At 67.6% G+C, this 21,674-nt stretch carries 19 protein-coding genes; 13 read left to right on the top strand and 6 right to left on the bottom strand.

Annotation, left to right across the window (positions count from 1 at the left end; genetic code table 11):
* Window positions 1–20: 20 nt before the first annotated feature.
* The 6 genes from OK349_RS04855 to OK349_RS04830 all read left to right on the top strand — a co-directional run bounded on the left by OK349_RS04855 (window position 21) and on the right by OK349_RS04830 (window position 6,836).
* Window positions 21–1,667 carry an ArnT family glycosyltransferase gene (locus OK349_RS04855; RefSeq protein WP_265116695.1) on the top strand — a complete coding sequence of 549 codons (1,647 nt, stop codon included), beginning with the start codon at window positions 21–23 and terminating at the stop codon, window positions 1,665–1,667.
* A 117-nt stretch (window positions 1,668–1,784) separates the two neighbouring features.
* The gene (locus OK349_RS04850) at window positions 1,785–2,735 is read left to right on the top strand and encodes a hypothetical protein (RefSeq protein WP_265116694.1); all 951 of its coding nucleotides are present in this window, start codon (window positions 1,785–1,787) and stop codon (window positions 2,733–2,735) included.
* Window positions 2,722–3,597, top strand: coding sequence for a ThiF family adenylyltransferase (locus tag OK349_RS04845; protein ID WP_265116693.1), 876 nt, complete (start codon window positions 2,722–2,724; stop codon window positions 3,595–3,597). Before OK349_RS04850 ends, OK349_RS04845 begins: the two co-directional genes overlap by 14 nt.
* Window positions 3,594–4,763, top strand: coding sequence for a hypothetical protein (locus OK349_RS04840; protein ID WP_265116692.1), 1,170 nt, complete (start codon window positions 3,594–3,596; stop codon window positions 4,761–4,763). The genes OK349_RS04845 and OK349_RS04840 overlap by 4 nt, the downstream gene beginning before the upstream one ends.
* Window positions 4,760–5,875, top strand: coding sequence for a GNAT family N-acetyltransferase (locus tag OK349_RS04835; protein ID WP_265116691.1), 1,116 nt, complete (start codon window positions 4,760–4,762; stop codon window positions 5,873–5,875). Before OK349_RS04840 ends, OK349_RS04835 begins: the two co-directional genes overlap by 4 nt.
* Window positions 5,868–6,836, top strand: a complete 969-nt coding sequence (locus OK349_RS04830) for a nitroreductase family protein (protein WP_265116690.1) — start codon at window positions 5,868–5,870, stop codon at window positions 6,834–6,836. The genes OK349_RS04835 and OK349_RS04830 overlap by 8 nt, the downstream gene beginning before the upstream one ends.
* On the opposite strand, the gene OK349_RS04825 is transcribed toward OK349_RS04830, so the two are convergent.
* The gene (locus tag OK349_RS04825) at window positions 6,829–8,601 is read right to left on the bottom strand and encodes a hypothetical protein (protein ID WP_265116689.1); all 1,773 of its coding nucleotides are present in this window, start codon (window positions 8,599–8,601) and stop codon (window positions 6,829–6,831) included. The genes OK349_RS04830 and OK349_RS04825 overlap by 8 nt on opposite strands.
* 198 nt (window positions 8,602–8,799) lie before the next feature.
* Here OK349_RS04825 and OK349_RS04820 point away from each other — a divergent pair, with 198 nt between their 5' ends.
* Together OK349_RS04820 and OK349_RS04815 are read left to right on the top strand one after the other, a co-directional pair.
* Window positions 8,800–8,985 (top strand): hypothetical protein, encoded by a 186-nt coding sequence (locus OK349_RS04820; protein ID WP_265116688.1) that lies wholly within the window; start codon window positions 8,800–8,802, stop codon window positions 8,983–8,985.
* A 146-nt stretch (window positions 8,986–9,131) separates the two neighbouring features.
* Complete coding sequence (locus OK349_RS04815) at window positions 9,132–10,964, top strand: FAD-binding protein (protein ID WP_265116687.1); 1,833 nt, start codon at window positions 9,132–9,134, stop codon at window positions 10,962–10,964.
* 40 nt (window positions 10,965–11,004) lie between these two features.
* On the opposite strand, the gene OK349_RS04810 is transcribed toward OK349_RS04815, so the two are convergent.
* From OK349_RS04810 to OK349_RS04790, 5 genes are read right to left on the bottom strand one after another with little or no spacing between them, the layout of a single operon-like run.
* A complete protein-coding gene (locus OK349_RS04810; protein WP_265116686.1) occupies window positions 11,005–11,385 on the bottom strand; it encodes a hypothetical protein in 381 nt (126 codons plus the stop codon).
* Window positions 11,382–11,612: a hypothetical protein gene (locus OK349_RS04805; protein ID WP_265116685.1), complete on the bottom strand. Its 231-nt coding sequence runs from the start codon at window positions 11,610–11,612 to the stop codon at window positions 11,382–11,384. The genes OK349_RS04810 and OK349_RS04805 overlap by 4 nt, the downstream gene beginning before the upstream one ends.
* Window positions 11,613–11,628: 16 nt before the next feature.
* Window positions 11,629–11,874 carry a hypothetical protein gene (locus tag OK349_RS04800; protein WP_265116684.1) on the bottom strand — a complete coding sequence of 82 codons (246 nt, stop codon included), beginning with the start codon at window positions 11,872–11,874 and terminating at the stop codon, window positions 11,629–11,631.
* A gap of 27 nt (window positions 11,875–11,901) precedes the next feature.
* Entirely contained in the window at window positions 11,902–12,156 is a 255-nt protein-coding gene (locus OK349_RS04795; protein ID WP_265116683.1) for a hypothetical protein, read from the bottom strand.
* Window positions 12,157–12,166: 10 nt separating this feature from the next.
* A complete protein-coding gene (locus OK349_RS04790) occupies window positions 12,167–13,000 on the bottom strand; it encodes a caspase family protein (RefSeq protein ID WP_265116682.1) in 834 nt (277 codons plus the stop codon).
* Window positions 13,001–13,181: 181 nt separating this feature from the next.
* On the opposite strand from OK349_RS04790, the gene OK349_RS04785 reads away from it, so the two are divergent.
* The 5 genes from OK349_RS04785 to OK349_RS04765 all read left to right on the top strand — a co-directional run bounded on the left by OK349_RS04785 (window position 13,182) and on the right by OK349_RS04765 (window position 21,634).
* Window positions 13,182–14,522 (top strand): oligogalacturonate lyase family protein, encoded by a 1,341-nt coding sequence (locus tag OK349_RS04785; RefSeq protein ID WP_265116681.1) that lies wholly within the window; start codon window positions 13,182–13,184, stop codon window positions 14,520–14,522.
* A 178-nt stretch (window positions 14,523–14,700) separates the two neighbouring features.
* Window positions 14,701–15,786, top strand: a complete 1,086-nt coding sequence (locus tag OK349_RS04780) for a PKD domain-containing protein (protein WP_265116680.1) — start codon at window positions 14,701–14,703, stop codon at window positions 15,784–15,786.
* Window positions 15,783–17,198, top strand: coding sequence for a glycoside hydrolase family 28 protein (locus tag OK349_RS04775; protein ID WP_265116679.1), 1,416 nt, complete (start codon window positions 15,783–15,785; stop codon window positions 17,196–17,198). Before OK349_RS04780 ends, OK349_RS04775 begins: the two co-directional genes overlap by 4 nt.
* 156 nt (window positions 17,199–17,354) lie before the next feature.
* Window positions 17,355–20,279 (top strand): TonB-dependent receptor, encoded by a 2,925-nt coding sequence (locus tag OK349_RS04770; RefSeq protein ID WP_265116678.1) that lies wholly within the window; start codon window positions 17,355–17,357, stop codon window positions 20,277–20,279.
* A gap of 59 nt (window positions 20,280–20,338) precedes the next feature.
* Window positions 20,339–21,634, top strand: coding sequence for an oligogalacturonate lyase family protein (locus OK349_RS04765; RefSeq protein ID WP_265116677.1), 1,296 nt, complete (start codon window positions 20,339–20,341; stop codon window positions 21,632–21,634).
* Window positions 21,635–21,674: the final 40 nt, after the last annotated feature.

Genomic DNA, 21,674 nt, shown 5'->3' with positions numbered 1-21,674 from the left:
ACGTCATGCCATTCGACAGCATGACGGACCCGATCTTCCCCGCCCGTAACGCGCATCGCTCCGGCTGGGGTGAGCGCGCGATCCTCCTCCTGATCCTGTTCGGGGCTGTGGCGATCCGTGTCCGCGGGGTGGGGTTCGGGCTGCCCGCGCTCAACGACCCCGACGAGCCGCTGTTCGTGATGATCGCGATCGACATGCTGCGCAGCGGCAGCCTCAATCCGGGCTGGTTCGGCCACCCCGCGACGCTCACCTTTTACGCGCTCGCGCTGGTGACGCTGGCGGTGGGCGGGATCGGGATCGCAACCGGGCGCTTCGCCGATGTCGATGCGTTCGTCGCTGCGGTCTATGCCGATCCCGCGATCCTGTTCGTGCCCGCGCGGCTGTTCTTCGTCGCGTGCGGTGTGCTGTGCGTATTCCTCACCTGGCGGCTGGGCCGGCGGCTCGGCGGGCCGCGGCTCGGGCTGATCGCAGCGGCGCTGCTCGCTGCCAACGCGATCCATGTCGAATATTCGCAGCTGATCCGCACCGACGTCCAGGCGAGCGTTTTCATCCTGCTCGCGACGCTGGCGGCGCTTGACATATTGGAGCGTGGGCGGTTGCGCGATCACGCTGCGGCGGGCGCGTTCGTCGCGCTCGGCATCGCGACCAAATGGCCGGCGGCGCTGATCGCGCTGAACCCGCTTGTCGCAGCGCTGTGGCGGGCAGTGGCGCGCGGGCCCCTGCTGCGCCCGCTTGCGGTGCTCGGGGTCAGCGCCGCCGCGACGCTGGTGGTCGTCTCGCCCTATCTGCTGCTCGACCATGCGACGGTCGCGCAGAACCTCGCCGGCGAGGCGCGGCCGCTGCATCCGGGAGCAACGGGTGGCGAGTTCCTTGCCAATCTCGCTTGGTACGTGCGCGGGCCTTTGCTCGAGTCCCTCGGCTGGCTCGGAATGGCGGCCGTAGCGGCCGGCGTGGTTCTCACCCTGCGCAGTAGGCAGGCGGTCATCGCCGTGCTGCCCGGAGTCGTCGCACTCGCGCTCGTGATCTGCGCCCAGGCGCTTGTCTGGGAGCGCTGGCTGGTACCGCTGCTGCCCTTCCTCGCGCTGGCCGCGGCGGGCACGATCTGCGCGCTGGCGGATCTGCTGCGCAAACGGCTGAGCCGCGCACTGACCGGCTTCGAGCCGCTCGCAACGCTCCTGCTGCTCGTGCCGATGGTCGCCGCAACCAACGCCGGATACACCGAGCGCGCCAACGACACCCGCCAGGCCGCCTCGGCCTGGATCGAGGCGCATGCCCCCCGCGGCGCCACGATCCTGGTCGAGCATGCCGCGATCGACCTGATCCAGCACGGCTGGCGCCTGCGCTTCCCGCTCGGTACGGCGGGCTGCATCGATGCGCGCGACGCACTCGCGGGCAAGATCAGCTATGGCGAAGTCGAGAAGAAGCGCACCGGCCGCGCCGTCGTCGACCTCGGCCATGTCGCGCCCGAGCGATTGCCGAGCTGCCGCGCCGACTTCGCGATCTTCACGCACTATGACGTCTATCGCGCCGCCCCGCGGGGGTTCGAGCCGCAGCTTCGTGTCTATCAGGCAATGGCGGCGGGCGGGCGCGTCCGCGCGGTCATCCGGCCCGAAGCGGGAAGGCGCGGCGGCCCGGTCGTCCACATCGTGGAGCTGCGTCCCCGCTAGTCCCCGGATTGCAGAATTCGGTAACTTGCGCCTTATATGGAAGCGTCTGGCCGAGTAGTGGCGCGACCATGGGGGAAGAATGTCTGCCGATTTCTCTCCCTGCTCGAGTAGCGCGCAATGTGGCTGAAGGCGCTGTTTCAGCCCTCCCTGAACCTGTCGGTGAAGCTGTCCGCCAGCCATGTGGCGCATGTCTATGAACGGCCGGGTCGCTGGATGCCGGTGGAAGACCGGGCCGCCCTTGCCGCAGTGCTGCGCGAGATCGCGGCGCGCTCGCTACCCGCCGGGCAGCTCGACTATGGCGTGTTTCGAGAGGATTCGGGCGCACTCGACCGCGCGGTGATCATGCTGATCCGCGAACGCGGTTCGGGCCGCCCAGTCGCATTCAACGCGCTCGCGCTGCTCGATGTGAACTATCGCGGCCGGCTCGAGACCGTCACGCATCTCGGCCTGGTGCTGATCGATCCCGAAGCGCGCGGGAAGGGGTTTTCCTGGGCGCTCTACGGCATGACGACACTGCTGCTGTTCGTGCGCAACCAGCTGCGCCCATTCTGGATCTCGAGCGTGACTCAGGTTCCTGCCGTGGTGGGGCTGGTCTGCGAGGGCTTCAGCAACGTCTTCCCATCGCCGGCCGGCGCGGTCCGCCGCTTCGATCACCTCGCGCTCGCCCGCCAGATCATGCAGCGCCATCGTGCCGTATTCGGGGTGAGCGAAGACGCACGGTTCGACGAGGCGCGGTTCGTGATCGAGGATGCCTATCGCGGCGGCTCGGACCATCTCAAGAAGCGGCTCGACGACGCGCCCAAGCATCGCGACCCGGCCTTCAACGACTTCTGCGCCGCGACGCTCGACTATGACCGCGGCGACGACGTGCTGCAGGTCGGCGAGATGAACCTCGCCGCCGCGCGCCGCTATCTGCTGCAGGACGTGCCGCGGAATTCGCTGCCGGCCTTGCTCGGCGCTGCGCTGTTCCTGCTCGTCCAGCGCGCGGTGCTACCGATGATCTACTGGCTGAGCCCCACGCGCCAATGGGGGCGGCTGCGGCCGTGGCGGGAGAATGGCCGTGTTTGACTATGCCGAGATGACCACCCGCAACATCGGCTTTGTGAGCGAGACCGAGCAGGCGATGCTGCGCACAACGCCGGTGTTCGTGTGCGGGGTCGGCGGGATGGGCGGCGCGTGCCTGATGGCGCTGGTTCGTGCGGGCTTCTCGCGGCTGGTGATCGCGGATCTCGACGAGTTCGAGGTTTCGAACCTCAACCGCCAGCTGTTCGCGACGCTCGACAGCGTTGGCCGGCACAAGGCCGAGGCGAGCCGCGACCAGTGCCTGCGCATCAACCCGGATGCGCAGATCGAGGTGCTGTACCGCGACTGGTCCGATCATCTCGACCGCGTGCTCAGCACGGCGAAGATCGTGGTCAACGGCACCGACGACCTGGTGGCGGGCCTGCGCCTCTATCGCGGCGCGCGGGCGAGCGGCGGGACGGTGATCGACGCTTATGCCTCGCCGCTGCCCTCGGTCTATGTGACGCGCCCGGGCGATCCGATGCCCGAGGAGCGCCTGCGCTATCCGACGCGCGGCAAGCCGATCGAGGCGGTGACCGATGCCGATCGCGCGGAGGCATTCCTGCGCGAGGCCGAGCATGTCATGCTCAACAGCAGCTCGCGGCATCACATCGATCTCGACCTCGCGGGCGAGGTCGCGGCGGGGCGCCGCAGCCGGATGTCGTTCGCGCCGATGGTGATCACGACGGGCATGCTGATGGCCTATGAAGCCATCCACCTCGCGATCGGGCGGCCGAGCGGCACCGATTGCCGTGGCTGGTTCCTCAACGTGCACAAGCCGCACGTCGAGCGCCCGCTGCCCGGTCCGGTCGCCGCGGTGCTGCGGCCCCTGGTACGCCGCGCGCTGCAACGGATGATCGCGGGATGACCGCCGAGGCGATCACCGACAGCCTGGTCAACGCGCTCGGCCTTGCCGGCGTGCTCGCCCTGATGCTCGCCGTGCGCCGCCGCGATGCGCAGGGGGCGATGCGCTGGCGCTGGACCTTGGCGCTCGGGCTGGTCGCCGTGATGTATGCCAGCCGCGGCCTGTTCTGGGCCGGCGCCGGCGCCGGGTTCAACACCGTGACGGCGATCGCGGCGGCGGGGATCCCGCTCGCCGTGCTACTCCTGGTCGAGGGGCTGATCCGGCGGCACGCGCCGCTCGGCGTCAAGCTGCTCATCCTCGCCGGCACGATCGCGGTGCTGGTCGCCAGCCTGGCCAACGCGCGCTGGGCCACGCTCGCGCTCGGCGCGCATATCGGGCTCGGCATGACGCTCGGCGTCGTCACCGCGCTCGCCGGGTTGCGCGGGCTCGATCGCGCCGAGCGGCGCGCGGTGATCGCGCTCGCGCTGTGCCAGGTCGCGCTGATCCCGGCAGCGCTCACCGATTTTCGCGAGCTGCCGCTCGACATGCCGGCGCGCCTCTCGCCGCTCGCGGTGATGCTCCTCGGCTGGGTCGGCCTGACCATCGGGGCATGGCGCGTCAGCGAGCGGATCGCGTGGCTCGTCTTTCTTGCTGCAGTCGCGGCGCTCGCTGGCGTCGGCCTCGCAAGCGGCGCGTCCGGATTGAGCGGGGTCCAATCCGGTCTCGTGGTGCTCGCCGCATTGCTGCTGGTGACGATCAGTGCCGAGGCAGTCGCCTCGCAAGATGCTGGCCTCGCGCTGCGCCGCGCACTGGCCGCGACGCCGCCCGGGAATCGCGAAGCGCTGCTGCAGGCGATCACCGCCAGCGAGACGCTCGGCAGCGGCACGATCCTGTCGGACGCACTGCTCGACGTTGCCGACGCCGATGCGCTCGCCACGCTGGTCACGGAGCATCCCGTGCTGCGCCGTCGCGATGCACCATGGGGAATGGCGCGCGACGAGATGCTGGCCGAGGCCGTCGCCGCGCTGTTCGAGACGCACAACGCCACGCACCTCCTCGCGCTGTGCCAATCGCCGCTGGAGCTGCTCGCGATCAACCTGCCGGGGCTTTCGGCCGATCTCTCCGCCGAGACCGACCTCGCGCTGGCGCAGCGGTTGCTCGCCGCGACTGCCGGAAAGGGACGCTCATGATCGCCTTGCGCACCGGCGACCGCGCCGCCGCCTTCGACGTTCCGTTCCGCATCTATCCGGCGTCGAGCCCCTATGTCTCGCCGATGCGGGCCGATCTCGACCGCGTTCTCGATCCGGCACGCAACCCGCTGGTGACCGAGGGGCATGGCCGGTTCGAGCTGTTCACCGCGCACCGCGACGGCGCGCCGGTCGGCCGCATCGTCGCCTCGATCCACGACGCCTCGAACGCGCGCCACGGCACGCGCCGGGCGCAGTTCGGCTTCTTCGACTGCGCCGACGATGCGGAGGTGGCGGCGGCCTTGCTCGGGGCGGCTGAAGGCTGGGGCCGGGAACGCGGCGCGATCGAGATCGCCGGCAATTTCAACCTCACCGCGATGCAGATGGCCGGCGTGGTCACCACCGGGTTCGACGCCGCGCCCTATACCGACATGATGTGGTCGCCGCCCTATCTGCCGCGGCTGCTCGAGGCGAACGGCTATCGCGCGGTCTTCGACATGACCACCTTCGTCTATGATCTCGACCGGCTCGACCCAGCGATGCTGCTCGGCCCGAAGCAGCGCGCGATCCTCGACGATCCCGACTATCAGTGGCTGGGTGTGACGCGCCGCACCTTCGCCGCGCGGATGGAGGATGCGCGGCTGGTGCTCAATGCCGGGTTCGACCGCAACCCGATGTTCGTGCCGCTCACCCCGGCCGAGTTCGCGTTCCAGGCGGGCGAGATGATGTGGATCATGGACTACCGCCTGCCGGTGATCGTCCATCATCGCGGTGCTCCGGTCGGCGCGCTGCTCTGCGTGCCCGACATGAACCCGTTCATCCGCGGCACCCGCGCGCGGCTCGGCATTGCCACACCGTTCCATTTCCTGCGCCACTGCCTGAAGCGCACGCGCGCGGTGATCCTGCTCTATTCGGTCGACCCGGCGCACCAGAATCGCGGGCTCAACGGCGCGATGCTGTTCCGGCTCGCGACCGCGCTGAAACAGGCTGGCTATGCCAGCGTCGGCGGCACCTGGATCGCCGACGTCAACGGCGCGAGCCTGCGCCAGGCCGAGAAGATCGGCGCGCGTCCGCTCCACGACCTCGCCATCTTCGGGAAACAGCTCGATGATTGAAGCGGACCTGCTCACCCGCATCGTCGCCCGCGCCAGCCTCGCGCCGAGCGTCCACAACGTCCAGCCGACGCGCTGGTCGCTGGACGGCGAGGGGCGGATCCTGCTGCTCGACACGCCCGCGATCCGCTTGCCGGTCGCCGATCCGAGCGGCCGCGACATCGCGATCTCGCACGGTGCTGCGCTGGAGGGCACGCTGCTCGCACTCGCGGCCGAGGGATGGGCGGGGCAGGTCGGGCAGGCCGAGGGCGCATTGGCGGCGATCTGCGCGACACCTGATACCCCGGCCGCCCTGCCCGAGGTGGAGAGCCGTGCGACCTGGCGTGGAAGCTTTGCGCCATTGCCCGACCCATCCGCACTCGACCGGCTCGAAGCCGAATGCGCCGACCTCATGCTGGTGCGCGGCCGCGAGGCGATCGCGCATGTCGCATCGTTCGGCGACGACGCATCGATGCATTTCCTGCGCGATGACGCTCACCGGCGTGAACTGCGCGAATGGATGCGCCTGACGCGAGCGCATCCGAACTGGGCGCATGACGGCCTCAACGCTGAAGCGATGGCACTGAGCCCGATCGAGGCACGTGCCGCGGGGCTCGTGCTCGGTGCGCTGTTCCAGCCGCTCGACCGCATCGGTCTCGCCCGCACGCTTCTCTCTGAACGCGCCAAGACCGCCAGTGCCGCCGCGATCGCACTGTTCGTCCGGCCCGCGGACGAGTCGGCGATCGACACTGGCCGCGCGTTCTATCGCGCATGGCTCGCGATCGAGCGCCACGGGCTCGCGGCATGTCCGATGTCGGTCCTGGCGGACTGGGACGAGACCAACCGGCTGCTTGCGGCCGATCATCGCATGCCGGCGGGGCAGGCGCTGATCAGCGTGTTCCGCATCGGACCGCGCCCGTGTCCCGCCACCGCGCGACGCGCCCGTTGGGCACCACATCAGCTGATCCGCGTCGGTCTCACCTGATCTCGCCCGTATTCAGCGACGCCACGACCGATCCGTCGCCGGCATCTCCGGCCGCCTCGCACAGCGCCCGCGCGAACATCTGCACGTCTTCGGGACGGCGCAGCATGTTGACGAGCGCCAGCCCGCCGCGCGCGAGCAGGGGAACCGCATAGACATGCGCGAGGTCGGTCTTGCCCGCCAGCTGCGCCGCGACGCACAGGCCGAGCTGGGCCGGCGGAAAGCCCGGCGCGGCGCGCTCGGCCTCGATCAGCAGGCGTAGCGCTTCCTCCGGCTTGCCCTGCTGGAGCATGGCGAAGCCGATTCCCGTCAGCGTCTGCCCAAGCGCACCGCTCACTGGATTGATGCGCAGCGCGAGCTCGAAGCGGTCGGCGGCGCGCGCCGGGTCGCCGCGGATCACGTCGACCCAGCCGCCCCAGAACAAGGCCGGCTGATGCGCCGGCAACAGATGCAACGCGCGGCCGATGATGCGGTCCGCCATGTCGATATCGCCGCCGATATTGACCAGCGTGCCGGCGCAATAGCCCAGCGCCTCGACATTGTCGGCGCCGAAGCGCATCGCCGCCTGATAGTTCTGGATCGCCCGGCGCAGCACCGCCTCGCGATCGGGGCTGTGGTGCAGCATCCACGCGATGCTGTTGCAATAGGCGGCGAGCGAGGTCGCCCAGGGGCAGGTCGGGTCGTTCTCGACCAGCTGCATCGACAGGCTGATCGCCTCCGCGATCGCCTCCCGCTCCCAGCTGCGCGAGAGCGCGTTGGCGCGCCAATAGCGTTCATAGTCGCCCGAAACCGGCCCGGTCAGGCGCAGGCTGCGCTGGCGTTCGGCGTGATCGACCTTGGTCCAGATCTGCGGCGCGATGCGGGCCGCGATCTCCTGCTGCAGGGTGAAGCTGGCGTCGGACTGGCCGACGAAGGATTCGGCCCAGAACTGCTCGCCGCTGCGTCCCTCGACCAGCGCGACCGACACCCTGAGCCGCTCCCCGTCGCGCAGGATGCTCCCCTCGAGCAGGTAGCGGACGCCGAGCCGGTGCGCGATCTCGGTGCGCGCCAGCCCGGCATCGGCGAGCGTGCGCGCGGCGTTGCTCGACACGATGAACAGCTGCGGAAACGCGCTCAGGCAGACGCTGACTTCGTCCGCGAGGCCCGCGCCCAGCCAGCTCTGTGCGGCGTCGCCGGGCACCGCGAACGGCAGCACCGCGACGGATGGCTTGGGGGGAAGCCGTGGCGCACGCCTGAGTGTCTCCTCGGCGCCCGGCACCGCGCCGCCGAACACCTCCGATGAGGCGGGCAGGGGAGTCGGTGACTCCGGGACGAGCAGCTCGATCATGTCGCGCACCCGCTCGCGCTCCTCGCGCAGCCACTCCTCGAACTCGTCGCAATCGGGCAGGTCGATCCCTTCGAGGAAGTCGCCCGCGTAGCGCATGCGCGCGTCCGGCGGACCGAGCCCGAGCGCGAAGATGTCGACCTCGATGCGGTCGATCGCCAGCGCGATGCGCTTGGTCTCCGGGATCAGCAGGTCGCCGGCGCCGTTCTCGCACAGCTGCTTGCGCAAGTTGGAGAGCTCGCGCCGCAGGCTGTCCTGCGCCTGCTTGGCGCCGCGCGAGCCCCACAGCATCGCCTCGAGCTTGCGGCGCGATCGCACCCCGCCGGGCGAGACCACCACCAGCGCGATCAGCGCCATGCCCTTCTGGCTGCTGATGTCGATGCGGCGCCCGTCCGGCGCGAACAAGCCGAACGGACCCACCAGATTGAGGCGGTAGCGCTCCATGATCTTTCCCCCGAATTCAGTCTATCAGATTGAATCCGCCGTCAAAGATGGTTTTCACGCTTTTCGGATGCAGTTGCGGCCAGGCTTCGTGCGGCAATCGAGGGGCCGATTCCGGGCGAGGGAGAATGGAGATGCGCGATACTGGTTCTGCCACTGGCGCTCGCGCTGGGCGGGTGCATCAAGCTCGGCGCGAAGCCGATGACGTTCACCTGCGGCAATCTGCTGGCGGAGAACATTCAGATCTATCACGCGACCCCGCTGTTCGACGAGCTGCAGCGCGACGCCGGCTACGACGATCCGCTTCCCGGCACGGCGTTGACAACCCGCATCCCCGCGGTCCCCGGCCCGAGGCGGTGTTCCACTCCGGTTTCATGGCGTGCCTGAATCCGTTGGGGCGACGCCAAGGCGCGGACCGCGAAATGGATCGAACTCAGCGAGATCGAGCCGCTGCAGCGCCGCCGGCGCTGATTGCTTCCCTGAGGCGCCACAAGCGCTGATCACCCGCCCAACCGAACCCACTGGAGGATCGCATGCCGTCCATCAGCTATGACAGTCTTGCCGCCTGGTCCAACTATCACCTGACGCTCGGCGGAACCGTCGATCCCAATCCCATCCCGTCGATGACCATCGAAAGCCTGGGGCGTTTCCACGCCGCTGATTGCGGCGGCATGACCGGGCTCGAGCGCTTCGCCGCGACAGCTGGGCCGCTGTTCGAGCATCTCGGCAAGCTGGCGAAGATGCTCGACCCCAAGCCCCCGCTGCAACCCCGCTCGTTCGCCGCGGGGATGACCGGGCGCGGCTGGAGCTTCAGCGGACTGATCGGGACCGCCGTGTCGCAGCTCCAGTGCGACGGTCTCGCGGGAACGGGAACGCTGGGCGATGCGGAATGGAACCCGGGCTGCTGCGTGCCCGTGGACCGGATCGCGCTCACCAGCGGAGGGACGCGGCTGCGCGAGCTCGTGCGCTGGGCTGAACGCCACAACCTGACGATCAGGACCAGCGGCACGCATCTCGGCGCGACGATTGCGGGCGGGGCGGGCACGGCCAGCCACGGCTCGCGCCTCGGCTTTGGCGGCATCCAGGACATGGTGCTGGGCATGCACCTGATCACTGGGGATCGGGAGCATGTCTGGATCGAGCGCAAATCTTGCCCGGTGCTCAGTCAGGCGGGTCTCGACCGGCTCGCCATCCCCGGCGCCAACCTCCGGGTGGTGCGCGACGATGATCAGTTCGAGGACGCGCTGATCCACCTTGGCGGCATGGGTATCGTCAACGGCATGGCGATCGAGCTCGTTCCGAACCAGCTCCTCGCGCTGATGCAGCGCACGGCGCGCCTCGAGCCGGCGTGGCTGGAGGAGATCGGCAGGGGCGAGTTCGACAAGGCGGCCGCGCGCTTGCGCTGCAAGACTGCGCCGGAATTCTACGAGGTGACGCTCAATCCCCATGCGCCGTTCGATGACGAAGCGACGCACATGATGTATTTCCCGCGCGAAACATCGCCGCTGCTGCCGCCGGGTGATGCCGGCATCGTCCGGCCGTCAGACGCGATCGGGCAGCTCGGCGAGTGGCTCACCCGCTTTGTCGCGACGCACCACGACGAGCAGCCGGAGCTGGATGGCCTGTTTGACCCCGGCGATCCCCCTCGGTCGATCATCCGTACGCTGCGCATGCTGCTCGGCGGCCCTGACTCGGTGTTCGCCTATTATCGTGCGAAGGGTAAATTCGAGCCCAATGTGAGCGATTTCGATCCCGAGGATCCGAAGCGCAGGGGCTATTACTGGAGCGGGCTCCACGCCGACGAAATCACCGGCGATGTCCCCGGTGCACTCTACAACGCATCCTATGCGATTCCACTCGATCGCGTCGCCGCCGCCGTTCCCGTCATTTGCAAGGCGGTCGCCCAGCTCGATCCCTCCTTCGTCTTCTCGTTGCGGTTCGTCGCCAGGCCGGCGGGGACGCTGGCCTTCACCCGGTTCGACCACAATGCCGTGATCGAGATCGACGGGCTGTCGCCGCTCATCTGCAAGCTCGCCGCGGGGAAACTCGACGCCGACACGCCTAACCCCGAGGAAATCCTGCGAGCACTTCTCGCGCTGGAGCAGACCCTGGAGAAAGGGGCATTGGCCGTGCGTGCGGCGCTGGATGCGGCAGGGATTCCCTATTCGATGCACTGGGCCAAGCTGGGCGAGCTCGACAAGGCCAAGGTCTATGCCGATTTCGGCCATCCGCTCGAACAGGATTCGCTCATCCGCCGCTGGCGCGCGACGCGCGACGAGCTGCTCTCGCCGCTGGGCAAGCGTCTGTTCTGGAACGAGAGGCTGGTCTCGCTCGGCCTGCTCGATCGCCCGCCGCGCTCGAGCTGAAGCCGGCGATCGCTCGCATCGAAAGGGGAGTGGGCCGGCGTCAGCCGGCCCTGGTCACCACGAGCCGGCAGGTCGCGCAGGCGTTGCTGCCGGTCTGGCTGAACCAGACGCAATGGTCGCGGATGCCGCACGCCGGCGAGTCCGCGGCGAACGGCGCGGCGCTCGCGAGGTCGGCTGCGATGCGCCCCGGCAGTGCGCAGCCGCCTTGGTCCCAGTTCGCGCAGCCGCGTTCGGCGCAAGGGGCCGTGAAGCGGAATCTGCGCTCCGCTTCACGGCCCTCGTCCGCCGCGTCGAGAAAGGCGTGGTCGACCGGACGGGGGGTGCCCAGAAAGGCGACTTGTCCCGCGCTGGTGACTACGCCGATCAGCCGCGCCTTTGCCCCTGCGGGAGCACTCGGGCAAAGGGCGCGGCCTTTGGTCATCCGCGGCCGATCGACATTCCGGCGGTGTGGTCGCCGTCAAGGCCGCCGCCGATCGAGCGCGCCGTCGGCAGCGGTTTCGCGACCAGATCGCCTTTGCCGTCGAGCTTGGCGAGCTCTTCCAGCAGCATCTTGCCGAGCCGTTCCTCGATCCGGGCGATCGTTTCCTGGTCCAGCACGACGTCGTTGATGGTGACGGTGAAGTTGAACGCGTCCTGACGTTCGGTCATCTGCCTTCTCCCTCGGTTACCAGGTGATCTTGACCTCACCCTTGACCGACCAGTCGCCGTTGCTCTTGGCTTCGCCAGTGACCGACGCCTCGCCGCCGCGCGGCGTGGGTCCGCTCGCGGCGGCCATCTGGGCGACGCGCAGATTGTCGATCACCTGGTCGAGCGCGGGATCGTGGATCGCCGCGATCATCTTGCGGCGGCACTCGCCCACGTCGCCGAGGTCGCAATCGGGCACGATGAATTGAAAGCTGGTGTCAGCCATTGTTCGTCTCCAGTTCTCTTGGGTTGATCAGAAGCGCCAGGAGCAGCCGCCGCCGACGGACCAGCCGCCGCCGGAATTCCCCGAAACATGGGCGCCGCACTCGCCGCCGCCGCGCGGGGTGGGGCCGCCCTTCACGGCCTTGCTGGTGACCGCGAGGTCGTTGACCAGCTGCTCGAAATTGCGGTCGTTGACGATCTCGATCATGCGCGACCGGCACGCCGGGATGTCGGTCAGGTCGGCGTCTTCGAAACGGAATCGGCAGTCGAAGAAATCGGTCTTCATAACGTCCTCCTCAATTGAACATGCGATTGGAAAATCTGCTAGAATCGCCAAGCAGGGTGGGGACTTGCGGAAAGCGCGCGGCGATCTGCGGCGCGACCGTGGCGACCATGTCGCTGAAGGAGATGGCGGGCTGCGCCGCCAGCGCGTTCAGCGCGTGGTAGGAGAACACCCCGTGCCGCAACCCGTTGGGCATGCGATCGTCCCACGCCGGCTGTTCGGCGCGCGCCGCGGCCAGGATCACCCGCTGCACCTGGACCTGCGCCCGCGCGAGGCTGCCGAAGCTGCGGACCGTCGGTTCGGCGGCGGGCGCGCGGCTCGGGGACTCGTCCTCCTCCGGGATCATCAGGCACCGCGGCAGGGGAACGTCCGCATCCTCCATGAGGATCTTGCGCATCATCCCGCCCGAGTGACAGGAGTCCATGATCAGCGTCAGCCGCGCCGAGGGCGGAAAGCCGGACTGGTCGATCATCGCCGCGAGATCGGCGTCGAACAGCATGAAGCTCTCATAGTCGCCCGATGCGCCGGGATGGGCCACGATCGTCTCGTCGATCACGTCGTCGGCGATGCCGGTCACCGGATCGCGGCGCCGCAGCCGCGCGCCGTGCCCCGCGAAGAAGAACACGCGCTGATCGCCGGGCCGGACATCGTCGAGCAGCCACGCCAGGTCGTTGAGCAGGGTCAGCTTCGTGGCTTGCGCATCGGCCCGGACGCGCAGCGCATCCCCCGTTGCGCCGAGTGCGCCACGAAGCAACTCGCTCCAGCCCTGGCGATCGTTCGCGCAGCCGGGCAGGGGCTGCATCAGCCGGCCATAATCGCCGATGCCCACGACCAATGCTCGATTCATCCTGCGGTCCTTCGCGTGAAATTCGGATCGCCGCGCTTGTACGCAGCGCCCGTCAGGCGAACGTGAGCCCGACGTCCGAAGAGCGTGAAAAGATGCGCTGGAATCGCTTGCCAGTCAGACAGGTTGGCTCATATGATAGGCCATCGCTGCAATATGTAGAACATCGGCAAGGAGAGGTCGCATGCGGGTAAGGGCGGTGCTGGCATCCCTGTTGCTTATGGTTGCCTTGTCACCCGGCGCGGCACTCGCGCAGGAATCCGCGACGGCGGCCACGCCGCAACCGGGCCCCAAAAGCTGGGTCGATCCGCTCACCCGCCGCCGCGTGGTGCGCATCAGCGAGGCGCCGGGCAGCGCCAGCCTCTATTTCCATCAGAACAGCTACACGCCGCAGGGCGACAAGATGGTGATGTCGGTGCCCGAGGGCATCGCCGCAGTCGATCTCAAGAGCTGGAAAGTCACCCCGCTTGTCCGCGATCCCGGCGCGCAGCTCCTCTTCACCGGCCGCAAGAGCCGCTCGGTCTATTTCCAAAAGCGCACCGGGGCTGGATCGACGATCTTCGCCGCCGACATCGACACCGGCAAGGTACGCGAAATCGCCAAGGTCGAGCGCGGCACGGTCGGCTCGATCAATGCCGACGAGACGCTGCTGCTCGGCCAATGGGCGGCGAGCGACAAGCCCCTCCAGCCCGGCACCGAACGCAAGCCGCAGGACCGCCAGCAGTTCGGCCAGGCCAACTATCAGGCGCTCGGCCCCGACGGGAAGCCGCTGACCTTCGCCGAGGCCAAGGAAGTGCGGATGAACGAGCGGCTCGAGGCCGGCATCCCGATGGAGATCTTCACGATCGACGTGAAGACCGGAGCGCGCAAGGTCGTGGTCGCGTCGGACAAGGACTGGCTCAACCACGTCCAGTTCTCGCCCACCGACCCCAACCAGATCATGTATTGCCACGAAGGGCCGTGGCACAAGATCGACCGCATCTGGATCGTGCGCACCGACGGCACCGGCAAGAAGCTGGTCCACAAGCGCGTCATGAACATGGAGATCGCCGGCCACGAGTTCTTCTCGCCCGACGGCAAGTGGATCTGGTACGATCTCCAACTGCCGCGCGGCCAGGATTTCTGGGTGGCGGGATATGAGCTCGCGACCGGCAAGCGGAAGTGGTTCCACCTCGAGCGCAACGAATGGTCGGTGCACTTCAACCTCTCGCCCGATCTCAAGCGTTTCTCGGGCGACGGCGGCGACAGCGAGATGGTCGCGCACGCGCCCGACGGAAAGTATCTCTATCTCTTCACCCCCAACGACATCCCCGACGTCGCCGGCATCCATGCACCGGACAGCGAGAGCCTGATCTCGCCGGGCTTCTTCACCTCGGAAAAGCTGGTCGACATGCGCAAGCACGACTACCGGCTCGAGCCCAACATGACCTTCACCCCCGACGGCAAGTGGATCGTGTTCCGCTCGAACATGGAGGGGACGAACCACGTCTATGCGGTCGAGGTGGCCAAGACCCCGCAGGGATGATTTCTCCCACGACCGTCATACCGGCCGAAGTGCCGGGATCCACCGCACCGCCCCGGCTGACGATGCGGAGGCGCGGAGACGGCACCGCGCCGCCCCGGTTTCGACGTGGGCGGCGAAGTGGACCCCGGCACTTCGGCCGGGGTGACGGGCAGGGCATGGGGCGGGAGACCCACGCCTGATGCCCGCGTTCGCTGCCCTGACCGCGCTCGCGGCCTGCGCCGCCGCGCCACCGCCTGCGCCGGGCGGGCAGGGATCAGCCTTCCGCGTCTTCCAGTTCCCCGCCGATGCGATCCCGCGCATCGACGGGGACGCGGGCGATTGGGCGATGGTCGGCTCCGGCTATGCGATCGGCACGGATGCGATTGCCGCCGATGACGGCTCCGGCCGCCGGCCCGATCCGAAGAGCCTTCAGGTCAATGTCCGCGTCGGCTGGGTGAAGGGGCTCAACCGCCTCTATTTCCTCTACGAGGCGCAGGACGATTACTGGAGCTTCGCCAGGCCCGGCCTCACCAACGACATCTTCGAGCTGGTGGTGGATGGCGACCGTTCCGGCGGCCCGTTGATCGCGCGCTTCCATCCCGAGCTCGGCCGGTCGCTCTCGCCGCACGACGCCTGGTTCGCGTTCCAGAACATCCATGCCCAGAACTACCACATCTTCACCCCCGCGGGGGACAAGGACTGGGCGATGGCCTGGGGGCCGCAGGCGCAGTGGATCAAGCGGCTGCCCTGGTCGAACGTCGCCTATCGCTATGGCTTCAAGCATGGCGAGGGCGGCAAGCTGGTCATGGAATTCTGGATCACGCCGTTCGACCATGCCGATCCTGACGATCCCGCGAAATCGGTCGAGACCCAGCTGACCGAGGACAAGCTGATCGCTATGGCCTGGGCAGTGATCGACGATGACGGGCCGGGCGGCAAGCGTGGTTTCTGGAACCTCTCGCCGCACCACACCATGTACGGCCAGGCCTCGCAGCTTTGTCCCTTTCGGCTGATGCCGCTCGAATCCCCGCAGATCGCCGCGATATGGTCGTTCCGCATCCTCGACCGCGATCGCCGCACCGTCGCCTTTCGCGACGAGTCTACGGGCGCGACGCGCTGGAAATGGGACTTTGGCGACGGCGCCACCTCGACCGAGCAGCATCCCGTTCATCGCTATGCGACGCCGGGCAAGTTCGTGGTGACGCTGGAGGCCGCGGGGCCGAAGGGCAGCGCCCGGCTCCAGAAGGTCTGGGACGTCTCATTCACGGGGGATCCGCCGAAATGACCGATATGCTCACCCGTCGCGCGCTGATCGCGGCAGCCGCGACAAGCTCGCTGCTGGGCCTTCCCGCTCGTGCGGCGGAGCCTGCCCAAACATTCGACGTCCACGATCATGGCGCGAAAGGCGACGGCGTAACCCCGGACACCGCTGCGATCCAGCGCGCGATCGATGCCGCGGCGGCGGCGGGACAGGGCGCGCGCGTCCTGCTGCGGGCAGGGAAGAAGTATCTCACCGGTCCGCTCACGCTCAGGGGCGGGATCGACTTCCACCTTCAGGGCGATGCGCTTCTGCTGGTGAGCGTGCGTGCCGAAGACTATCTCGATCCGCTCGCGGGCGTGCTCCACGCCAACGGTGCCGACAACCTCACGATAAGCGGCACCGGCACGATCGACGGGCGCAGCCCCGAGTTCATGGAAAGCTATGATGCCGAGGGCGAATGGTGGGTGCCCAAGAGCTTCCGCCCGCGCCTCGTCGTGCTGGAGAATTGCGCCAACCTGCGCATCCGCGACCTGACGCTGCGCCAGGCGCCGAGCTGGACCGTTCACCTCGTCGGCTGCCGGCGCGTGCTGGTCGATCATGTGACGATCCTCAACCAGATGGACGTGCCCAATTGCGACGGCATCGATCCCGATCACTGCCAGGAGGTCGAGATCCGCGACTGCCGCATCGTCTGCGGCGACGATGCGATCGTGATCAAGACCACCGCGCGCTTCCCGCAATATGGTCCGTCGCGAAACATCTGGGTGCATGATTGCGTGCTGGAGACGCAGGATTCGGGCCTCAAGATCGGCACCGAGACGACGCAGGATATCCACGACATCCTGTTCGAGCGCTGCGAGATCAAGCAGGGCTGCCGCGGCCTCACCATCCAGCTGCGCGACCAGGGCAATGTCTTCAACATCCTGTTCCGCGACATCCGCTTCACCGCGCGCTATTTCTCGGCGCCATGGTGGGGGCGCGGCGAGGCGATCTCATTCACTGCGATCCGGCGCACGCCCGAGACCAGGCTCGGCCGCATCTACAATGTGATGGTCGAGAATGTCCGCGGCCGCGCCGAGAACAGTATTCGCATCGACGGCCACGCCCGCGGCCACGTCAGCGACATCGCCCTCGAGAAGGTGGACGTGACCTTCGAGCGCTGGACCAGATATCCCGGCGGCGTGTTCGACAACCGCCCGACCAAGGTCGCCGTCGAAATAGAGAAACACCCAACCCCCGGCATCAGCATCCGCCGTGCCGAACGCGTGACGCTGCGCGATTGCACGATCCGCTGGGGCGCCAACGCGCCCGACTATTTCACCCATGCGCTCCATGCCGAGGACGCACCGGGGCTGATCCGCGAGCGCTTCGTCGGTCAAGCGGCACATGCCGGAATGGAGGCGATACGGATTGACGGAGCCATGCCTCCTGCCTGACAGATTTATCGTATAATCTCAGAATGTGGAACATAACCCCACTATTTTGACATGCCGGCTTTTTCGGTGCATGAGTCGGGGGCAGGCGCACCGGCAGAGAAAGTCTCGCCTCGGAGACTCGGGGCCGCGCCGCTCAAGGTGATGGAGAGGAGACTCATGAAGACTTCGAATCGTGGCGCCCGTTTCGCGCAAGCTGTTTCCGCTTTTGCGCTTGTCACCGGTGTCAGCTGGTCGGGCGCCGCGCTCGCGCAGACCGAGGCGCAGCCGGCGGAGCAGGCCGATCAGGCCCAGGAAATCGTCGTCACCGGCCTGCGCGGCTCGCTCGAAAGCGCGCTCAACGCGAAGCGCGAATCGAACGACATCGTCGACGTCATCAACGCGCAGGACATGGCCGACTTCCCCGACGCGAACGTCGCCGAGTCGCTGCAGCGCGTGCCGGGCATCTCGATCGAGCGCGACGCGGGCGAGGGGCGCAACATCACCGTGCGCGGCCTTGGCGGCGACTTCTCGCGCGTGCGCCTCAACGGCATCGAGGCGATCTCCGCCACCACCGGCTCGACGCTCGGCTCGACGATCAACCGCGGCCGCGGATTCGACTTCAGCCTGTTCGCCTCGGAGCTGTTCAACTCGATCACGGTGCGCAAGTCGCAATCGGCCGAGGTCGACGAGGGGTCGCTCGGCGCGACCGTCGATCTCACCACCGCGCGCCCGTTCGACCGCAAGGGCTTCCGCGGCGCCGTGTCGGTGCAGGGCGCCTATTACGAGATGGGCAAGCACGTGCAGCCGCGCGTCGCGGCTTTGGTCAGCGATACTTTCGCGGGCGACACGATCGGCGTGCTGTTCTCGGCCGCCTATTCCGAGCGCACGGTCGAGGAAGAGGCCTATTCGAACACCGCGCTTTCGGACTATTGGGAGCAGCTCAACGGCTTCTGCCCGGTGGTGCCGGGCAGCTCGGTGACGCCGATCAACACGCTCGTCACCACCCAGCCCTTCACCCCCAACTGCACGCCCGCGCCGGGCGCGGTGCCGGGCTCGACGCCTGCTGCCTATAACGAGATCGCGCAGAAGGGCGTGTTCATCCCGCGCCTGCCCGGATATGGCCGCTTCATCAACCGCCAGAAGCGGCTCGGCCTGACCGGTTCCTTCCAGTGGCAGCCGAGCGAGTCGACGCTGTTCACGGTCGACGCGGCCTATTCGCGTTACGACCAGGAGAAGAACGACCTCGCCACCAATCCGATCAGCTTCAACCGCGGCAACGGCACCGCCCAGGGCAGCCTCACCGCGGCGCAGGCCACCGGCCGCCCGAACATGAAGGTGCGCGAGGCCGAGGTCGATGCCAACGGCCTGCTGCGCTACGGCGTATTCGACGACGTCGATTTCCGCATGACCAACGCGTACGAGCGGTCGCGCACCAATTTCTGGCAGGTCTCGGCCAATCTCGATCAGAAGATCGGTGAACGCGGCGAGCTCAAATTGCTCTATGGCCAGTCGCGCTCGCTGTTCGAGATTCCCGAATTCACGCTGATCTCGTTCGACCGGCTGGACAGCGACGGCTTCGTCTACGACACGCGCGCCGACAAGCGCCGCGGGCTGCTCGATTTCGGGTTCGACGCGTCGGATCCGGCGAACTGGGGCTTCATCAACGGCTATTCGGACATCCGCGTCCAGCGCCAGCGCGTCGACAACCAGTTCCGCAACGCCAAGGTCGACCTGAGCTGGGAGTTCAGCGACGCGATCACCGGCAAGATCGGATACGCGTACAAGAAGTTCACCTTCGAGACGGTGAGCCTCTCGCGCACCGCGTCGACGATCGTCAACGGCAACATCCCCGCGGGTACCTCGCTCGCCAGCCTCAGCACCCCGATCAACGGCTTCGGCCGCGGCCTCAACCTGCCCGAGGGCTCGACGATCGACTTCATCGTGCCGAACATCGAGGCGTTCGAGGAAGTCTATGATTTCAATTGCAATTGTGTGAACGCGCTGGGCGATTTCCGCATCGCGACGAGCGCGGCGCTGGGCAACAATCGCTATGTTAGCGAGACCGATCACAGCCCGTATGTGCAGCTCGATTTCAACCTGCCGCTCAGCGACACGCTGCGCCTGCGCGGCAATGTCGGCGCGCGCTACGCCTTCACCGACCAATATTCGCGCGGCTTCATCTCGGCGGCGCTGCCTGCGGTCGAAGCGCGGCGCAAATATGAGGACTTCCTGCCCGCCGTGAACCTGGGCCTCGAGATCGACCGCGATCTGATCCTCCGCGTCGCCTGGGCCAAGGCGATCTCGCGCCCGGCGCTGGGCAATTTGAGCCCGGGCGGCGCGGTCACGGTGACCGGCACCAACTATTCCTCGACTGTCGGCAATCCTGACCTCGAGCCGTTCCGCTCGACCAATATCGACGTCAGCGCCGAATGGTATTTCCAGCGTGGCGGCGTGATCTCGGTTGCGTTCTTCCAGAAGGATCTCAAGACCTTCGCGCAGCAGCTGCTCACGCAGACGACGATCGCCAACAGCGGCATCCCGATCTCCGCCTTCCCCGTGGGAACCGATCCCAACGCGCCGATCAACATCACCAACTTCCAGACCACCGAAGGCGGACGGATCCGCGGCCTGGAGATCAACTATCAGCAGCCCTTCACCTTCCTGCCTGGGTTCCTCAAGAATTTCGGCGCGCTGTTCAACTACACCCGCATCAATTCGGCGATCACCTACTTCCTGACCTCCAATCCCGCCGGGCCGAAGCTGACCGATCAGCTGGTCAACGTCTCGCCCAATTCGTTCAACGCGACGCTCTATTACGAGGCCGGCGGGCTTTCGGCGCGCCTGTCGGGCGCCTATCGCAGCGAGTATCTGCGCACCGTGCCGCTGCGCGCGGGCCTGGCCGATGCGACCGGCAGCTACTCGACCTTCAACCTCGACACCTCGATCTCCTACGACGTCACGCCGAATTTCGGGATCAGCATCGACATGCTGAACCTCACCGACCAGGCGACCGACTTCTGGGACGGCAAGACGATCCGCGACCAGCAGGTCTATTCGAAGACCGGCCGCCAGTTCTTCGTCGGCGCGCGGTTCAAGTTCTGAACATCGGACGGGCGTCCGGCCGGCGCGTGCCGGCCGGCGCCGCGAACAGGGAGCATAGGATGATGAAGCAGCTTCTGGGCGGCGCGATGCTCGCCGCCCTTGTCTGGGTCGTGCCCGCCGCCGCCAGCGATGTCGGCAAGCGCTATGCGCCCGAAATGCAGACCGTGGTCGACCGCGTCACCGGCCGCCCGCTCAAGGTGCTGACCGCGGGCAAGTCGAGCGATTCGAAGATCTACCCCACCCACCGGCAATGGACGAAGGACGGCAACCACATCGTCTTCCGCTCGTCGAACCGCGCCGCCTCGGGTCCGCAGGCGTTCGTGGTCAACGAGATTACCGGTGACATCATCCAGATCACCGACAGCCCCGGCGTGAACACCGGCGGCCTCAACGTCGCGCGGCTGTCGAACAAGGTCTATTACACGCGCCAGCCAGACGGGGCGCAGGACGGGGCCGAGCTGGTCGAGATCGACCTCGAGGCGCTGCTCGCCGACGCCTATAAGGGCACGCCGCGCGCGCAGGGCTATGAGCGGATCGTCGCGACGATGCCCAAGGACGGCTCGATCACCACCGGTTTCGGCCTCGATGCCGACGAGAAGACCGCGTACATCAGCTTCAACCAGCGCAAGCCGCCGCCGCGCGCGCCGGGCGCGCTCGCGCCGCAGGTGCCGAGCGGCATCCGCGCGGTGAACATCGCCAGCGGCGCGACCAGGACGATCCTCACGACGCCGTGGCTGATCGGCCATATCCAGGCCAATCCGATCCGGCCGGGTGAGATCATGTACTGCCATGAGACCGGCGGCGACGCGCCCCAGCGCATGTGGCTGGTCAAGGGCGACGGCTCGGGCAACCGCCCGATCTATGTCGAGGGTCCCGACGACTGGGTGACGCACGAGCAGTTCGCCGACGGCGATCACGTCATCTTCAACCTGATGGGCCACACGATGAAGCTGCGCCAGAAGCCATCGGGGCTGATGGTGGTCTCGCTGCGCGACGGGCGCGTCGAGAATCTCGGCCAGACCGACAGCTACACGGTCACCCGCAGCGAGCTCAAATACTTCAACAGTGTCAACATCCCGCAGGATGAATCGAACACCGGCGGCTATTGGCATAACGCGGTCACCTATGACGGCCGCTGGGCGGCGGGCGACGATTTCGACGGCAACGTCCATCTGATCGACCGCAAGACCTCGAAGCGCACCCTGCTCACCGCCGGGCACCGCATGCGGCCGGATCATGCCCATCCGAGCTTCAGCCCGGACGGCACGCGCATCCTGCTCCAGTCGGGGATGATGACCGATGGCGAGCGGCTGTCGCTGGTGATCGCGCCGGTGCCGGACGGCAAGGACATGTGAGCTTCCCTCGTCGGAGCGCCGTTCCTCCCGATCCAGCGGC

The sequence above is a fragment of the Sphingomonas sp. BT-65 genome (assembly GCF_026107375.2).
Lineage (GTDB): Bacteria > Pseudomonadota > Alphaproteobacteria > Sphingomonadales > Sphingomonadaceae > Sphingomonas.
This window is presented reverse-complemented; position numbering and strand designations above follow the sequence as displayed.

Excerpts from the sequence above, each read along its gene's own strand:
- OK349_RS04855 (WP_265116695.1), top strand. The coding sequence starts at position 21 with ATGACGGACCCGATCTTCCCCGCCCGTAACGCGCATCGCTCCGGCTGG.
- OK349_RS04805 (WP_265116685.1), bottom strand. The coding sequence starts at position 11,612 with ATGACCGAACGTCAGGACGCGTTCAACTTCACCGTCACCATCAACGAC.
- OK349_RS04770 (WP_265116678.1), top strand. The coding sequence starts at position 17,355 with ATGAAGACTTCGAATCGTGGCGCCCGTTTCGCGCAAGCTGTTTCCGCT.
- OK349_RS04790 (WP_265116682.1), bottom strand. The coding sequence starts at position 13,000 with ATGAATCGAGCATTGGTCGTGGGCATCGGCGATTATGGCCGGCTGATG.
- OK349_RS04825 (WP_265116689.1), bottom strand. The coding sequence starts at position 8,601 with ATGGAGCGCTACCGCCTCAATCTGGTGGGTCCGTTCGGCTTGTTCGCG.
- OK349_RS04815 (WP_265116687.1), top strand. The coding sequence starts at position 9,132 with ATGCCGTCCATCAGCTATGACAGTCTTGCCGCCTGGTCCAACTATCAC.
- OK349_RS04800 (WP_265116684.1), bottom strand. The coding sequence starts at position 11,874 with ATGGCTGACACCAGCTTTCAATTCATCGTGCCCGATTGCGACCTCGGC.
- OK349_RS04765 (WP_265116677.1), top strand. The coding sequence starts at position 20,339 with ATGATGAAGCAGCTTCTGGGCGGCGCGATGCTCGCCGCCCTTGTCTGG.
- OK349_RS04840 (WP_265116692.1), top strand. The coding sequence starts at position 3,594 with ATGACCGCCGAGGCGATCACCGACAGCCTGGTCAACGCGCTCGGCCTT.
- OK349_RS04845 (WP_265116693.1), top strand. The coding sequence starts at position 2,722 with ATGGCCGTGTTTGACTATGCCGAGATGACCACCCGCAACATCGGCTTT.
- OK349_RS04820 (WP_265116688.1), top strand. The coding sequence starts at position 8,800 with ATGACGTTCACCTGCGGCAATCTGCTGGCGGAGAACATTCAGATCTAT.
- OK349_RS04780 (WP_265116680.1), top strand. The coding sequence starts at position 14,701 with ATGCCCGCGTTCGCTGCCCTGACCGCGCTCGCGGCCTGCGCCGCCGCG.
- OK349_RS04775 (WP_265116679.1), top strand. The coding sequence starts at position 15,783 with ATGACCGATATGCTCACCCGTCGCGCGCTGATCGCGGCAGCCGCGACA.
- OK349_RS04785 (WP_265116681.1), top strand. The coding sequence starts at position 13,182 with ATGCGGGTAAGGGCGGTGCTGGCATCCCTGTTGCTTATGGTTGCCTTG.
- OK349_RS04835 (WP_265116691.1), top strand. The coding sequence starts at position 4,760 with ATGATCGCCTTGCGCACCGGCGACCGCGCCGCCGCCTTCGACGTTCCG.
- OK349_RS04810 (WP_265116686.1), bottom strand. The coding sequence starts at position 11,385 with ATGACCAAAGGCCGCGCCCTTTGCCCGAGTGCTCCCGCAGGGGCAAAG.
- OK349_RS04795 (WP_265116683.1), bottom strand. The coding sequence starts at position 12,156 with ATGAAGACCGATTTCTTCGACTGCCGATTCCGTTTCGAAGACGCCGAC.
- OK349_RS04850 (WP_265116694.1), top strand. The coding sequence starts at position 1,785 with ATGTGGCTGAAGGCGCTGTTTCAGCCCTCCCTGAACCTGTCGGTGAAG.
- OK349_RS04830 (WP_265116690.1), top strand. The coding sequence starts at position 5,868 with ATGATTGAAGCGGACCTGCTCACCCGCATCGTCGCCCGCGCCAGCCTC.